The sequence below is a fragment of the Kosakonia pseudosacchari genome, from assembly GCF_015167415.1.
GTDB classification, from domain to species: Bacteria; Pseudomonadota; Gammaproteobacteria; order Enterobacterales; family Enterobacteriaceae; genus Kosakonia; species Kosakonia pseudosacchari.
Genome location: NZ_CP063425.1, coordinates 2,448,431 through 2,463,787 on the forward strand (window position 1 = coordinate 2,448,431; position 15,357 = coordinate 2,463,787).

The 15,357-nt window shown below is 55.1% G+C and carries 12 protein-coding genes; 5 read left to right on the forward strand and 7 right to left on the reverse strand.

Going from position 1 to position 15,357, the window contains the following annotated elements; genetic code table 11:
* Nucleotides 1-35: 35 nt before the first annotated feature.
* The 5 genes from IP581_RS11475 to IP581_RS11495 form a co-directional block, all read right to left on the reverse strand.
* On the reverse strand, nt 36-902 hold the full coding sequence (locus IP581_RS11475) for a GNAT family N-acetyltransferase (protein ID WP_176519693.1): 867 nt from the start codon (nt 900-902) through the stop codon (nt 36-38).
* Nucleotides 903-972: 70 nt separating this feature from the next.
* Nucleotides 973-2,910: a methyl-accepting chemotaxis protein gene (locus IP581_RS11480; protein WP_193822610.1), complete on the reverse strand. Its 1,938-nt coding sequence runs from the start codon at nt 2,908-2,910 to the stop codon at nt 973-975.
* Nucleotides 2,911-3,105: 195 nt separating this feature from the next.
* Nucleotides 3,106-3,762: a GntR family transcriptional regulator gene (locus tag IP581_RS11485; protein WP_017456876.1), complete on the reverse strand. Its 657-nt coding sequence runs from the start codon at nt 3,760-3,762 to the stop codon at nt 3,106-3,108.
* 252 nt (nt 3,763-4,014) lie between these two features.
* A complete protein-coding gene (locus IP581_RS11490) occupies nt 4,015-5,052 on the reverse strand; it encodes an NADP-dependent oxidoreductase (RefSeq protein ID WP_086868912.1) in 1,038 nt (345 codons plus the stop codon).
* Nucleotides 5,053-5,119: 67 nt separating this feature from the next.
* Nucleotides 5,120-5,695 (reverse strand): helix-turn-helix domain-containing protein, encoded by a 576-nt coding sequence (locus IP581_RS11495; protein ID WP_086868910.1) that lies wholly within the window; start codon nt 5,693-5,695, stop codon nt 5,120-5,122.
* 37 nt (nt 5,696-5,732) lie between these two features.
* On the opposite strand from IP581_RS11495, the gene IP581_RS11500 reads away from it, so the two are divergent.
* Together IP581_RS11500 and IP581_RS11505 are read left to right on the forward strand one after the other, a co-directional pair.
* Nucleotides 5,733-6,251, forward strand: a complete 519-nt coding sequence (locus IP581_RS11500; RefSeq protein WP_193822611.1) for a GNAT family N-acetyltransferase — start codon at nt 5,733-5,735, stop codon at nt 6,249-6,251.
* Nucleotides 6,248-6,697, forward strand: coding sequence for a DMT family transporter (locus tag IP581_RS11505; RefSeq protein ID WP_193822612.1), 450 nt, complete (start codon nt 6,248-6,250; stop codon nt 6,695-6,697). Before IP581_RS11500 ends, IP581_RS11505 begins: the two co-directional genes overlap by 4 nt.
* Here the strand turns inward: IP581_RS11505 and IP581_RS11510 are convergent, their stop codons facing one another.
* Both IP581_RS11510 and IP581_RS11515 read right to left on the reverse strand, forming a co-directional pair.
* Complete coding sequence (locus IP581_RS11510; protein ID WP_086868905.1) at nt 6,698-6,931, reverse strand: DUF2526 family protein; 234 nt, start codon at nt 6,929-6,931, stop codon at nt 6,698-6,700.
* 10 nt (nt 6,932-6,941) lie between these two features.
* On the reverse strand, nt 6,942-8,540 hold the full coding sequence (locus tag IP581_RS11515; RefSeq protein WP_086868903.1) for an ABC transporter substrate-binding protein: 1,599 nt from the start codon (nt 8,538-8,540) through the stop codon (nt 6,942-6,944).
* Nucleotides 8,541-8,820: 280 nt separating this feature from the next.
* On the opposite strand from IP581_RS11515, the gene IP581_RS11520 reads away from it, so the two are divergent.
* From IP581_RS11520 to IP581_RS11530, 3 genes are read left to right on the forward strand one after another with little or no spacing between them, the layout of a single operon-like run.
* Nucleotides 8,821-10,182: an SrfA family protein gene (locus IP581_RS11520; RefSeq protein ID WP_193820426.1), complete on the forward strand. Its 1,362-nt coding sequence runs from the start codon at nt 8,821-8,823 to the stop codon at nt 10,180-10,182.
* 4 nt (nt 10,183-10,186) lie between these two features.
* Nucleotides 10,187-13,168, forward strand: coding sequence for a virulence factor SrfB (locus IP581_RS11525; protein WP_193820427.1), 2,982 nt, complete (start codon nt 10,187-10,189; stop codon nt 13,166-13,168).
* The gene (locus IP581_RS11530) at nt 13,165-15,339 is read left to right on the forward strand and encodes a virulence factor SrfC family protein (RefSeq protein WP_193820428.1); all 2,175 of its coding nucleotides are present in this window, start codon (nt 13,165-13,167) and stop codon (nt 15,337-15,339) included. Before IP581_RS11525 ends, IP581_RS11530 begins: the two co-directional genes overlap by 4 nt.
* Nucleotides 15,340-15,357: the final 18 nt, after the last annotated feature.

Here is a 15,357-nt window from a genome sequence, read left to right on the forward strand (position 1 = left end):
CCCTGATGACAGGGGCTTTTTTTTAGCGATAACGACTAGGCGTGAGACAACAACGGGAACATTACCTGATGGTCGCGAAACACATTCTCTTTCGCGCTGAACAGAAACAGTGTGTCCTCGTCGTCAATCAGCGTACATTCGCATTCGCGGGTTTCTTTGGGCGTAAAACCTAGCACCACACGCTGGGTTTGCTGATTCGCTAATGCATTAACAATTTGCGTTAAAGACGAGCCCGATTCGGCAAAAATATCGAAACACAGAAGCGTGCCTCTGTTTTGCGTGGCAATGGCGATAGCCTGATGTTTTTCTGAAAAATAGACGCACGCTTTTAAATACGACGCACAGTAAAACATCAACAACCCCACATTGTTATTCATTGGCAGCGCCGAAAAAGGGTTGGATTTCGCGTAATAGTGCAGCAACTGCTGCCTGTCGGCGTCGTCGTCCATATCCAGCCGACGAAAGTCACTCGCCACCGGCGTGGCACGCAGGGTGTATTGATATTCCCGCGCTTTCTCAAAGCCAAATTTCGGATAGAAATCCCGCACGCTGGCGTTTGCGTATAAATAGATCGCATCGGCCCGGTATTGCCAGTCATGGATAATTTCCGTCAGCAGGTAACGGGCAAGTCCGTTATGGCGATAGCGTTTATCGGTCATTACCGTGCCTATCTGGATATAGCGTTTTTCGGCGCCCATCCAGCGCGTGTCGATAACGTTAACCGAGGCATTCGCTATCACCTGGTTTTCATCGACCAACGCGTAGGGAATGTAGTTTTCCGTCCAGAATCCCGCCTGATACCATGCCTCGAAGGATAAATCGAAGGTATCGACGGCTAAATCAATAAAGCTTTGGCGCAATGTGTCGTGCTGTTTGAGTTGTTTTACCAGAGGGTATTTCATGCCGCCATTTCCCATAAAAAAGCCCGGTCGCATCGCGCTTCCGGGCTGTTACTGATGCGCGTATCAAAGGTTAAAACGTGGTCCAGCCCTCATCGCTCGTGGCGGTTTCACGCGGTTCGACGTTCTGCTTCACAGCCGGTTTGGCTGTCGGTTTGCCTGTTTTGGTGACCGGTTTTGCGCCATTCTGCTCAAGACGGAACGTGGCGACCAGCTCTTCCAGCAAACGCGCCTGTTCTTCCAGCGAACCCGCCGCCGATGAGGATTCGCTCACCAGCGAGGCGTTCTGCTGCGTGGTGCTATCCAGTTCACCCACCGCACGCGCGATTTGCTCAATGCCACGGCTCTGCTCTTCGGAAGCAGACGAGATTTCGCCCATGATATCGTTAACACGGGTGACAGACTGCACCACCTGATCCATGGTTTCACCGGCTTTGGCGACCAGTTCGCTACCCACATTAATGCGCGAAACGGATTCGCTAATCAGCTGTTCGATATCTTTTGCCGCCTGCGAGCTGCGTTGCGACAGGCTGCGCACTTCACTGGCGACGACCGCAAAGCCACGCCCCTGTTCACCGGCGCGTGCCGCTTCGACGGCGGCGTTCAGTGCCAGAATGTTGGTCTGGAAGGCGATGCTGTTAATCACAGCAGTAATATCGGCAATTTTGTTCGAACTGTTATGAATATCGCCCATGGTATTCACCACTTCGCGCATCACCGTTCCACCTTCGCTGGCGGTTTTCGACGCCTGAGCGGCCAGGCTGCTGGCATTGCGGGCGTTATCGGCGTTGTTTTTCACCGTGGCGGTCAACTCTTCCATGCTGGCCGCAGTTTCAACTACCGCTGCGGCCTGTTGCTCGGTACGGGAAGAGAGATCGGTATTGCCTTCGGCAATCTCCGTCGCTGCACGCGAAACCTGGCTCACGCTGTTGCGCACTTCGAAAATCATGTCGCGCAACGTATCGTTCATCCGCCCCATTGCACCGGTTAATTGCCCCAGTTCATCCGTGCTCTGCGCACGAATTTGTGAACTGAGATCGCCACTGGCGATACGTTCTGCCAGCGCCAGGTTGCGATCGATAGGACGCGTAATCTGGCGAATAACCCACCACGAGACAATCACGCCCAGCAGGATAGCGATTACGCCAATAATCGACGCAATGGTGCTTGAGGTGTACGCCAGTTCATCGTTGTGCGCTTTCACCAGCGCAATGATCTGTTTGAGCGAGGCGCTGCTCTCGTCCCCGCCCACTTTCACTTTATCTTCTGCTGCTTTTAATGCCTGGAAAGCGGTGAGGTAGTTGAGGCTCAAATCGCGGTATTTCACCGTGTCATCCCACAGGGATTGCAGCGGTGATTGCAGCTCTCCCGGTAACTGGCTCACCAGCGCCTGAACGCTCTTTTGCGTTGCGCCAAAACGGGCATCCAGCGCCTCTTTCGCCTCTTTACCCGGGCTGTAACGCACCACCAGCACGGCGTCGCGCACCGTGCTGATCGCAAACAACTGCTCATAAATTTGCGCCATCAGCGCAGGGTCGGCCACCGGCGTGCGCACCAGTGTGGTATAGCGCGCAGAGAGATCCTGTGCGGCCAGTTTGTCGAGCGCATCGCGCACGCTTTTGATGTCACCGGTGGCTTTTTGCATCTCACCAATCGCACCCTGGAATTGTTCCAGATGGCTGGCGACATCGCTGATAATTTGTTTCTCGTTTGCAGACCAGGACATATTGTCGGCGCTGGCGGTCAGCTCGGAAGCGTGACGCACATAGTTGGACATCACCTGCCCTGATTTATCATCGCCATAGAAGTATTTCAGACGGTTAATTTTGGCCTGAAATACTTCAATGTTGATGTTGTACATAAGGTTGGTTTTTTCGTAGACGTCGCGTATTTCTTTAAAGCGCAATACGCTCAGGACGGTGGCAATAGCAACCAGAAAGAGAACTAACCCAAAACCGACTGACAGCTTTCTACTAATTTTTATGTTGCTTAACCGCTGGCTAAATGACATTCCGGACTCCTTGCTAAACCCAAATGTTAGCGCCCAACAACTGCACGCACACATCGTTATCGGCAAAGAAACCAGGGATTTCAGGTGTAAGCTGGTCTTATCAGTGAAAAACGTGATATTGATGCGCCCCATTCGCAAATTTCGCCGGGGAGCATCAATATAGGAAGAGAAAGGATTATGTCGTTGAAATATAACTCAGCGATAGAATTGTTTGTGAACGATGTTTGCGCCCTCATCAATCGCACGCCATAACGCGCGTTCGCTAGCGAAAGCGTCTCCCTCTTCTAACGCCGCCAACAAATCACTGTAATTTTCGACGCGCGTCAGATCCTCAGAATGTGGATAAAGATAATTGTAACAAGGCCCAATACGAACCCATAACTGCTCAATCAAAGCCGTTAACGTCGGCATCCCGGCGTGGCTGTAAACACTAAAGCGAAACACGCGGTTAGCCTGCAGGCCCTGCTCGGTGTTACCGCTTTTCATTGCCTCATGAAAATTCGCCGCCAGGATACGCAACTCGCGAATTTTCTCCTTTGTCATATGCTGGCTGGCAGCGCGTGCCGCCATACCCTCAAGATTTTTACGAATCTGGTTAATTTCGTTATAGCGATCAAGGCTGACTTCCGGAACCAGAAAAGCCTGCGCCGGAGTGGCATGCAGCGCGCCTGCGGAGACCAACCGCAGTAACGCTTCCCGCACCGGTGTAATACTGGTGCCTAATTGATCGGCTATTTCCTTTGTGATGAGCCGCGCGCCCGGTTTAAGCGCGCCAATAATAAGCGCACTTTTAAGACTCGCCTCAACTTGCATGGTGAGGCTGGTTCGCTGCGCTTTTTCCAAATCAAGCATGTTTGTATCCCGTATAATTTCTTATTTATTCTCAGCCTGGTAGCGTGTCCGTAATTTGTGTCAATGAATATATTATATACACATGCCTGGTATTGGATGGTCGCGTAAAAGTTAAAACAATTTGTATTTATTATGCACAACTACCAGGAACCGCCTTCACAAGGTCGTCAGTTCCTTATGCTTATCTAATTAAAGACGTTTCTCAAAAATTTGCACGATTTCTGATGGCGGTTTTTCACCGCCATCATTCTTTTAGCTGAGAGGCCCGATTTGCACTACGACTTTACCGAAATTTTTCCCTTCGAGCAGGCCGATAAAAGCATCTGGCGCATTTTCCAGCCCCTCGATCAATTGCTCACGGTAGTGAATTATTTCCTCGCGAATCCATTTTTCCATCTCCTGCTGGAATTCATGAATACGGTGACCGTAATCCTGGCCAATAATAAAACCTTGCAAACGAATTCGTTTTTTCAGCAATGTTGCCATTAATAACGGAATACGATCCGGACCGGCAGGAAGATCCGTGGCGTTATAGCCGCTGACTAACCCACAAAGTGGAATTCGCGCGGAGGTATTTAATAACGGCAGCACCGCATCAAATACTTTTCCGCCGACATTTTCAAAATAGATATCGATACCCTGCGGGCAGGCCGCAGCCAGTTGTTCGGCAAAATCCTCTGCGTGATGATCAATGCAGTGATCGAACCCCAGCACCTCAACCGCATGGCGGCATTTCTCGCTACCGCCGGCCACGCCCACCACGCGGCACCCCTTGATTTTGCCGATTTGCCCCACCGTGGCCCCGACCGGACCGGTTGCGGCAGCAACAACTAACGTTTCACCGGCTTTCGGCTGGCCGATATCCAGCAATCCCATATACGCGGTAAACCCTGGCATACCAAGAATACCGAGCGACCACGACGGGTGCGGCGGATTGTCGCCCAGTTTCACCAGGCCTTCGCCGCCGGAAATGTCGTAATCCTGCCAGCCGCTGTAGCCCAGCACCCAGTCACCTTCCGCGAAATCCGGGTGTTGAGATTTAACCACGCGGCTCACGGTGCCGCCGCACATCACTTCACCTATTTTTACCGGCGGCGAATAGGACGGCGCATCGCTCATTCGCCCACGCATGTAGGGATCTAACGAGAGGAAAACGGTGCGTAGCAACACCTGCCCTTCGCCCGGCGTGGCGATATCATCTTCTTCAAGGCGGAAATTATCGGCGACGGGCGCGCCATGCGGGCGGGAAGCCAGCACCCAGCGGCGGTTGCGGTGTGGATCTTGTTTCATTGTTCGCTCCTGTACGTGTCAGACTAACTATTGATACTAGTCCCTGACGGCCAGGAGCGCGTTTACATTACGAGCTGGAAGGATTTAGTCGCACCACCAGATAACGGCAAGGCGCGTGGCTTTCATTGATAAAGCGGCAATCATTCGGCGGGCCGAGTTCCAGACAATCGCCGGCGTGCATCTCATGGCGCGTGTCGCCTTCAACGAACACCAGTTCCCCCTCCTGCAACCAGATAAGCTGGCGCGCCAGCGCATAGGCGGAGGCAGGCATGGGAATATCGCTCCCGGCGGGCAACTCGATTTGCACCAGGTCAATAGGCAAATCACTGCGCGGCGAGACGTGACGGCGCAAGTAATGACTCTGCGGATCGCGCCAGACGGGCTGATCGGCGTGGCGCAGCAATTTACCTTCCTGCATTTCCGCGCGCGCAATCAGCGTTGACATACTGATACCAAACGCGCCGGAAAGCCGCGCCAGCAGCGCCGCCGTCGGGCTACTTTCGCCGCGTTCAATTTTGTGGATCATCGCCCGCGACACACCGGCACGCTCCGCCAGTTCGCTCAGCGACCAGCCGCGTGATTCACGTTCAACGCGAATTCGCGCACTGATCCGTTGATTTATATTGTCTGAGATAGTATTCATAACGTAATACTATAGTGTACAAATTTGAGGTTCAACCATGAATATTCGTTACGCCGGGAAAGGAGATTGCGCGGCAATCGCCGTCATTTACAACCATGCAGTGGTCAATACCGCAGCAATCTGGAATGACCAGACGGTGGATGTCGAAAACCGTATCGCCTGGTTTGAAGCGCGCGCCTCGCTGGGCTACCCGGTACTGGTTAGCGAAGAAAACGGCGTTATCACCGGTTATGCCTCGTTTGGCGACTGGCGCGCTTTTGATGGCTTTCGCCATACGGTTGAGCACTCGGTTTATGTCCACCCGGAACATCAAGGCAAAGGTATCGGCCTGGCGCTGATGGAGCGCTTAATTGAAGAAGCCAGACGCATCGGAAAACATGTGATGGTCGCGGGTATCGAAGCGCAGAATCACGGCTCGATTCATTTGCACAGCAAACTTGGGTTTGTGATCACCGGGCAAATGCCGCAGGTCGGCACGAAGTTTGGCCGCTGGCTGGATCTGACGTTTATGCAACTGCAACTTGATGACCGCACCGAACCGGACGCCATTTCATGAATCAGTCGCTCACCCTCACCTTTTTGATTGCCGCCGGTATTGGCCTGGTGGTGCAAAACACCTTAATGGTGCGCATTACCCAGTCGGCGTCGACCATTCTTATCGCCATGCTGCTGAATTCGCTGGTCGGCATTGTGCTGTTTGTCTCTATTTTGCTGATCAAACACGGTGTCGGCGGGTTTCAGGAGTTGTACGCCAGTGTGAAATGGTGGACGCTCATTCCCGGTTTGCTGGGGTCGTTTTTTGTCTTTGCCAGTATCAGCGGCTATCAGTATGTCGGTGCGGCAACCACCATTGCGGTGCTGGTCGCAAGCCAGCTTATCGGCGGGCTGGTGATGGATGTGGTAAGAAGCCAGGGCGTGGCGCTGAAAGCGCTGATTGGTCCGGTGTGCGGCGCGGTGTTGCTGGTGATTGGCGCCTGGCTTGTCGCCAGACGCCAGTTTTAATTACAGGATCTCGCCACCTTTGGTGAGCTGCTCGCGTCGCGCTTCCATATCTTCTTTGTGCTGCCGACCATGGTGCGCAATCGCCTGACGCAGGCGCTGTTGCTGGGTGTAGCGTTCGTCCCGGCTCAGCGCCGCATCATCGCTAAGCTCAACCAGTAGCTCATTCATGCCGATGATAGCGCCCTGTTCGATAGCCGCATCAACGCGGGCGATAACCTCATCCAGGTGTGACATAGCCTCTCCTTTAATTCAGCTTCGCTTTAGAAAAATCACTGCCCATCAGGCTAACGGTATAACCGCTGACGTTACTGCGGGTGGCGTAAAACGTTTTACCGTTCGCCAGCGCGATCCACGGTGCCTGCTGGTAGAAAATCTCCTGCGCCTGGCTGTAAAGTTTGGCGCGCTCGGCAGGAGCGGCAGTGACTTTGGCTTTCTGCACCAGTGCATCATAACTCTTATCGCACCAGCGGGCGGCGTTGGAGCCAGTTTTGATGCTGTTGCAACCGAGCAGCACATCGGCAAAGTTATCCGGGTCGCCGTTATCCGACATCCAGCCGAACAGTGCGGTATCGTGTTCGCCTTTGCGCATACCGGCCAGATATTCACCCCATTCATAGGAGACAATCTTCGCCTTGACGCCGACTTTCGCCCAGTCCGCCTGGATCATTTCGGCAATGCGGCGTGAGTTCGGGTTATAGGGACGCTGCACCGGCATCGACCACAGCGTCGCTTCAAAGCCCTTTTCCAGCCCGGCCTGCTTGAGCAGTGCTTTGGCTTTTTCAGGATCGTAGCTGTAATCCTTCAGATCTTTATTAAACCCGAGCATATTCGGCGGCAGCGGTGATTTTGCCACCGTACCGGAACCGAGGAACACCGCATTGACAATGGCTTGTTTGTCAGTCGCATAGTTCAGCGCCTGACGCACCAGCACGTTATCAAACGGCTTTTTCTCGGTGTTAAACGCGAGGTAGCCAACATTCAGCGCATCAATGGTATGCAGCGTTAAGTCTTTGTTGTTTTTGATCTGTTCGAACTGCACCGGCGCGGGCGCGGGAATAATCTGGCACTCATTGGTTTGCAGCTTCGCCAGACGCGTTTGCACATCCGGGGTAATAGAGAAGATCAGATGTTTAGTCGGCACTTCGCCATCCCAATAATTGGGGTTGGCAATATAACGGATCTGCGCGTCGGTTTTGTATTGTTGCAAGGCGTACGGACCGGTGCCGATTGGCCAGTTATCAACATTTTCCGGCGTGCCTTTTTTCAGCATCGCATCCGCGTATTCCGCAGAGAGAATGGACGCGAAATCCATCCCCCAGTCGGCAAGAAATGCGGCATTCGGCTCGTTCAGTACAAACTGAACATGGTTATCATCGATTTTTTTCACTTCTTTGATCAGCTTATCAAGGCCGACATCGGTGAAGTATTCGTAATTACCTTGCGAAACATTATGATAAGGATGTTTCGGATCCATCTGGCGCATCACAGAGAAGACGACGTCATCGGCGTTAAAGTCGCGCGTCGGTTTGAAATATTTATTGCTGTTGAATTTCACGCCCTGGCGCAGCGTAAAAGTCCAGGTTTTACCGTCGTCAGAGACTTTCCAGTCGGTCGCCAGCGAAGGGATTGGCGTATTTTTCACCGGATCAAAGGTGACCAGGCGGTTATAAAGCACCTGCGAGCTGGCAACAAATGTCGGCCCGGAGCTGGCAATTTGCGGGTTAAAGGATTCCGGTGACGCTTCGGAGCAGTAAATAATTGTATCGTTGGACGCCGCCCATGCGGCACTTGCCGGTAACAGTGTGCTCAGCGCAAGGGCGAGCAGCGTTTTTCCCGTGGACATTATCAGGAGCCTTCTTTTTTTATATGGAGCATTAATCTCAGCACAGCAGATGAGATGTGGCAAATAATGATTCCGCATCAGGTTATGCTAAAGCATTTGTTTTTGCTGAAATATCCACCATTATTAATAAATAAATTTGTGTTAAATACATTTAGTGCCGTCAAGCGGGTTCGACGCGCTCAATGCGTCGAGAATTCAATGGTTTTGCGCTTTCTTCTGCCTTTTACTGGTAAGAAGTTTGCGTATAGTAGACGCGTGAAGAAGTCTATGGGATGAAAACGTGGCAAAAACTCTCTTGCGTAGCGGCGATTTGGATGATTTCCAGGCCGTTGGCGGCGGCGGTCAGGCCGTATTCGATTCGGCATTGCAAATTCGTGAAGCACTGCGTCTGCGAAAGCAGCAGGCGCTGGTAGATTGCCTGGCAATACCCCAGGTCAATGATGAAGGCGATCGGGTCGACTGGTATTCACCCATCGATGGCCGCGCCCTGGCCTGGAAAGCGGCGGATCCAGAGGCGCGCGCCCGCGCGCTGCGTTACCTTGAGAGCACGCTGGACAGCGCCGCCGCGCTGAGCCGCAAATGCCTGCAATCACCGAAAACCGCGCAGCAACTGTTTGGCTCGCTGCTGGAAAAAGCGCTGCAATTCCCTGGCGAAAACCATGTTTTCCTTGTTGATGGCAAACCGGTCATCACCTTCTGGGGCTTTGTGAATCTCAATGAAAGCGCCCGCGAAAATGTGCTCGAGTGCCTGCAAGAGCCGGAGCCAGAAATCCCTGAAATTGTTATCGAACCGGAGCCAGAGCCGGAAGAAGAGCCTGCTGTCGAGGTCACATTCAGCCAGGCGGATGCGCCGCTGTTAACGCCGCAAGCGGAAATCAAACCGCAACCTGTGGCTGCCCCGCCCGTGCAGGAAGCCGCGCCGGTGGTTGCACCGGAACCCGCTCCTCAGCCGGAGCCTGTGCCAGAAGTGAAAAAAAACCGCCGCTACGGTCTGTGGGCATTGCCCGTTGCTGCGGCTGTCGCGGCTGCCATTGCCGTGCCGCTGGTGCTCAATCAGCAACAACAAGCACCTGCGCCAGCCCCGGTCGTAGCAAAAGCCGAACCGGTCGCTATTGCGCCGCCACCGATGCAAGCCGAGCCGCTGCCTGAGCTGGCGGTGAATCTGCCGCTGCATCAGGCTGAAATTGTGGCGCCTGCCGCCAAAGCACCGGAAGTCAAACCGGAAGAGAAAGGACCGGTTGTTATCGCCGCCATCCCGAAAGATGTGCTGGTGATGGATGCGTTAGAAGTCAAAATTGGCTCCACCAAATTCCTTAACGGTAACTGGCGAGTGGCGATGGATGTGAAAGATCCGGTCACCGGCAAAGCCCCTGCCGTGCGCTACCAGATCCAGAACAACAAAGGGACGGCGCGTATTGTGATGGGTAAAAATGTAACCTGCCGCGCCGATCTGTTCTCCGGTCTGCATGAAACCGGTGAACTGCTGATTAAGAGCCGCAGCAACGCCCGTTGCAGCGACGGGACGCGTTACCCGATGCCGGACATTTCCTGTAAAGCAAGCAGCAACGACGTCGCGGAATGCAGCGCGCGTTTTGACGCCCACACCACCGTTCCGGTGACGTTCAGAAAAACAGGTGACTGAGTTTATGCTGGTTAATCTTTGCGACTACAAACAGAGCGTGACGCTGATTGCCAATAGCGGCGTGCAGTTTCTTGATTTCGGCCTGACACCGCAGGATTCCGCCAACAGCGGTCGATTTGTGCGGAAAACCGCCAACGGCCCGCTGCTGCGTCTTGATTTCGATCTGGTCAACGAACGTTATACGCTGCCAAACCGCGACGGCGGTCAGCCGGAAGTGGTGAAACCTGAAAGCACCCATTCGCTGCAATATTCGTTATCGATCCTCGATGGCGTCTGGCTGCCGATCCCTTTTCTGCGCTTTAACCCGCCCCGCACCTTCGTTGAAGGCCCGGATAACTGGGCGCGCGTACAAATCCGCAAGCTCAGCGAACCGGACAGCGCCGGAAATACCCACCGCGTGGCGCTGGCGCTCGACAGCCAGATTAACGGCAATTCGCCGGCGTCACTCGCTCCGCAGGAAAACGATATTCTCAATGGCACGCGGTTCTCGCTGGCCTGGCGCGATGACGAAGTGGCGGATTTTCTCGATCAAACCTGGGTTGATGGCTGGCTGCGCGAAGCGTTTTTGCAATTTATTACCCAACATGAAACCCGCAGCGAGCGCGAAATTAACCAGGCCTTGCGCGGTTTTGAGTACCAGGCGCACTGGCTGAATCTGATGAGCCTGCTCGGCATGCAGTTACAGGTGCCGGAAGTCAAAATCGTCACGCATACGTTAAGTACTCCGGCGATCCCGGTCGATCTGATTCTGGATGTCGGCAACACCCACACCTGCGGCGTGATCATAGAAGATCACGGTGATGCCAACGATGGGTTGCGCCAGACGGCGGAATTACAGGTGCGTTCGCTCAGTGAGCCGCAGTTCCTGAATGAGCCGCTGTTTACCAGCCGTCTTGAGTTTTCTGAAGCGCGCTTCGGCAAACAGCACTTCTCGGTTGAGAGTGGTCGCGAAGACGCCTTTATTTGGCCATCGATCGTCCGCGTGGGTGACGAAGCCCGCAAACTGGCCACGCAGCGTCTCGGCACCGAAGGTAATAGCGGCATTTCGAGCCCGCGCCGCTATCTGTGGGACGAAACGCCGGTCTTGCAGGACTGGCGCTTTAGCCAGATGAACAGCAAAACCCAGCGCGAGCCGCTGGCAACCGCCTTCCCGCTGATGAACCTGATGAATGACGAAGGCCAGCCGCTGTATAGCCTGCCGCTGGATGAGCGTTTACCGGTTTTCTCCCCGCAGTACAGCCGCAGTACGCTGATGACCCATATGCTGTGCGAATTGCTGTCGCAGGCGCTCGGACAGATCAACAGTGTCGCCACACGTCTGCGCCTGGGCTTTCCGGCGTCTCCGCGCCAGCTACGTACCATTATTCTTACCCTGCCCTCGGCAATGCCGAAGCAGGAGCGTGAAATTTTCCGTCGCCGCATGTTTGAGGCCATCGCGCTGGTGTGGAAAGCGATGGGCTGGCATCCGCAAGATGAAGACTTTGCTAACCGCAAGCAGCAGGAAAAAAGCGTGGTACCCGTGCCGCACATTCAGATGGAGTGGGACGAAGCCAGTTGTGGTCAGCTGGTGTGGCTGTACAACGAAGCGATCTCCCGTTTTGCCGGGCAAACCGAAACGTTTTTCGCCTCGCTTGCCCGCCCGGATCGCGAAGAAGCACCGGGCGCGGTAAAAGGTCGTTCGCTGCGCGTGGCCTCCGTTGACATCGGCGGCGGCACCACTGACATGGCGATCACCCATTATCAACTGGACGATGGCACCGGCAGCAACGTCAAAATCACCCCGCAGCTGCTGTTCCGCGAAGGGTTTAAAGTCGCCGGGGATGATGTTTTGCTGGATGTGATCCAGCGCTGTGTGCTGCCGGCGTTGCAAACACAGATGCAAAAAGCCGGCATCACCGATGCCGCCGCGATCATGGCAACACTGTTTGGTGATTCCGGGCGTATTGATACTCAGGCCGTGCTGCGTCAGCAGACGACGCTGCAACTGTTTATGCCGATTGGTCACGCCATTCTTGCCGCGTGGGAAGAGAGCGACATTAACGATCCGCTCGCCGGTTTGCATGCCACCTTCGGCGAACTGCTCACGCAACTGCCGACGCGCAATGTCATGAACTATTTGAGGCAAGCGATCGATCATGCGCTGCCGTCCGGTTCGGCAGAGTTCGATGTGCTGGCTGTCCCGTTGCAGGTTAATTTCCGTGAGTTGCAGGATGCGATGCTGGCCGGGCAATTCACCCTGACCGCCCCGCTGCATGCGGTTTGCGAAGCCATCAGCCACTACTGCTGCGATGTGCTGCTGATTACCGGCCGTCCTGGCTGCTTACCCGGCGTGCAGGCGCTGATTCGCCACCTGCAACCTGTGCCGGTTAACCGCATGATCTGGCTTGATAAATACCGCGTACACGAGTGGTATCCGTTCAGCCAGCAGGGTAAGATCGGTAACCCGAAATCCACAGCCGCCGTGGGCGCGATGCTGTGCAGCCTGGCGCTCGATTTGCGTCTGCCGCGTTTTAACTTTAAAGCGGCGGATATCGGTGCCTATTCCACCGTGCGCTACCTCGGTGTGCTGGATAACGTCGTCAATACCTTGCGCGATGAGAATATCTGGTATCACGATATCGACCTTGATAAACCCGGTGCGAAACTGGATGCGCGTTTACACTTCCCGCTGCGCGGTAATGTTACGCTCGGTTTCCGCCAGCTCGCGAACGCCCGCTGGCCTGCTACGCCGCTCTACACGTTGAGTATCAACTCGCAGGAACTGGCGAAAACCATCGCGGGCGACGGCGTGTTGAATGTCCGTTTGCAGTTCAGCGGCGGCAATAAACAGCACGGGCCGGAATCGTTCACTTTAAGTGAAGCCTGGCTCCAGGATGGTACGCCGGTCGCCGCAGACGCGTTAACTTTTAAACTGAATACGCTGGCCGATCGCCGCCATAGCGGCAGCCATTACTGGATCGACAGCGGGAGTGTGTATCTGAAATGAGTGCGAGCGTAAAAACCACCCAGGCACTGGCGACATGGATCAACGAAAACCGCCAGCACGCACCTTTACTGGATGATGATGCCGACGCGCTGCTGTCGCGTCTGACGACTGCCGCCGCCGAGGAAAGCGCGCTGCGTGATGCGGTTGACGCGCCCTGCACCGTTGGGTTGTATGGTCATTCACAAGCGGCCAAAGCGCATCTGCTGACCGCCCTGTGCGGCAGCGGCAACGGGCGGCTTAATGTGCGTCCCGGCGAAAAAACACTGGATTACTTCACCCATATCAATCCCGGCCATGCCCTGACCAGCATGGCGCTGCGTTTTAGCCAGTATCTCGCGCCGATGGATGAAGGGTTCCCGCTATGCCTGCGCATTATCAGCGAAGCCGAACTGGTACAAATTTTTATTGCGCATGCCATACAGCAGCCGGAATTACGCGCCGTTGATAAATCGGTGATCGAAGATCGCGTCGCGAAATGGCGCTCGCTGCGCCAGCCGAATGCGGTGCCGGGGATCACGGCGGAAGATATCGGCGCGATTGCCCGTTTCTGGCGCGCGGCGGTGCCGTCGTCGCAGCAGCAGATGGATGATGCGCTGTGGTATCAGTTTGCTTGCCTGTTACCTTCCCTGGATCTCAGCGCCCGCGCCAGCGCCTGGTCGCTGTTATGGGGCGAGCAGCAGGAACTCACGCAGCAGTGGTTGTCACTGGCGCACACCCTACACCAGACCGGTAACGCGCAGGAACTGGCGGCACCGCTCAGTATTCTGGTGGATACCTTTGCCCTGCCAACCGACGGTTTTTTAACGCCGTCGGAACCCGGTAGCGGTGAGATCCATGACGAAGTGGTGGTGCATCCGTGGTCAAACGAGCAGTTGCACAACGCGGTGAGCATTCCGCTGGCCACCCTTGCATTAATTACCCGCGAGCTGGTGTTGCCAGTGGAAAACGCAGTGTTAACGGGCGTTGATATTCTCGACATTCCGGCTCCGGGCCCACAAGATGGACAGCCCTTGTGGCGCAGCAAATGCCGCTGGTTGCTGGAAAGCTACCGCCAGCGTCTGCAACCGGATGTATTGATGATCTGTAATGCGACGCTGGAGCGTTCAGCCACTGCAGCCACCGCGCGCGCCTTATTAAACTGGGTTAAAGAGACGCAATCCGGTCAGGAAACGGCGCTGCCAGGGCTGGTGTGGGCGATTACACCGCAGGATGCGCGCTTTACGCTGGCGCAAAATCTTGACGAAGCCGTGCAGCAGCTCATTGGCAAGCCGGGTCAGCACTGGGGCACGTTGCAGGCGCTGGATGCCAGCAGTCTGCAGCGTCTGTTGGAGTGGCTGGTGCAGGCGACGGCGCCTGGCCTGCGTCAGCAACGTTTGAAAGCGCTGACGGAGCGCCATCAGCGCGCCCTTCGCGATCTGCTGCAACCCTGGCTTGCCACCGCCGTGAAAGACGCGGCGGCGCAACGCGCGAGCGCGGAGTCCGTGGTGCGTGAACTGCAAGGCCAGGCTTCACGCCACGGTGAATTGCTGGAAGGTTTACAGCCGGATATGCAGCAGTTCGATACGCTATGGAAAGTTCAGCAGCCGCGCGAAGAGAAAGTCAGCGGCTTGTTTAATGAATCTATCGATCTGTTTGCTGAATCCGCAGAAAGCAGCGAGCCGCAGGCGGTGTCGAAAGATATCGGACAGCAGGCGCATGCCTTGTGGGTCAACCATGTACGCCAGTGGAGCCGCAACGATGATAACGCCGCGCGTTTGGGGCTCAGCCCTGCCGCGCTGCGCCAGATGGCGGAAATAGTGATTGTCAGCAGCTACCGGCTGAATTTACCCGATCAGTTGCAAAAAATTATGCAGCGCGATACCGCCTGCGCCGCGCAACTGTACGCCGCGATTGGTAACTTTGTCGCCTGGCTGGGTTATGCGGAGATAGCACAGGCAGATCGCCCGGAAAGCCGGGTAAACAAAGGCAGTACCATTTTTTCCAGCGGTACGGATGGTGTCACCCAGGCGCGGTTAACCCGTCTGAGCGAGCAGCCGGTACACGCCGCCACCCGCTATGTTTATGACTGGCTGGTCGCGTTATACCACCGGGCTATCGAAAACATTGGTTACAGCCACCCGCTGGATATCAGCCCGGCGGCACGCAAGAAACTCAAATCCCTGCTGCCCTGAAAATCACCCGGCCATGCA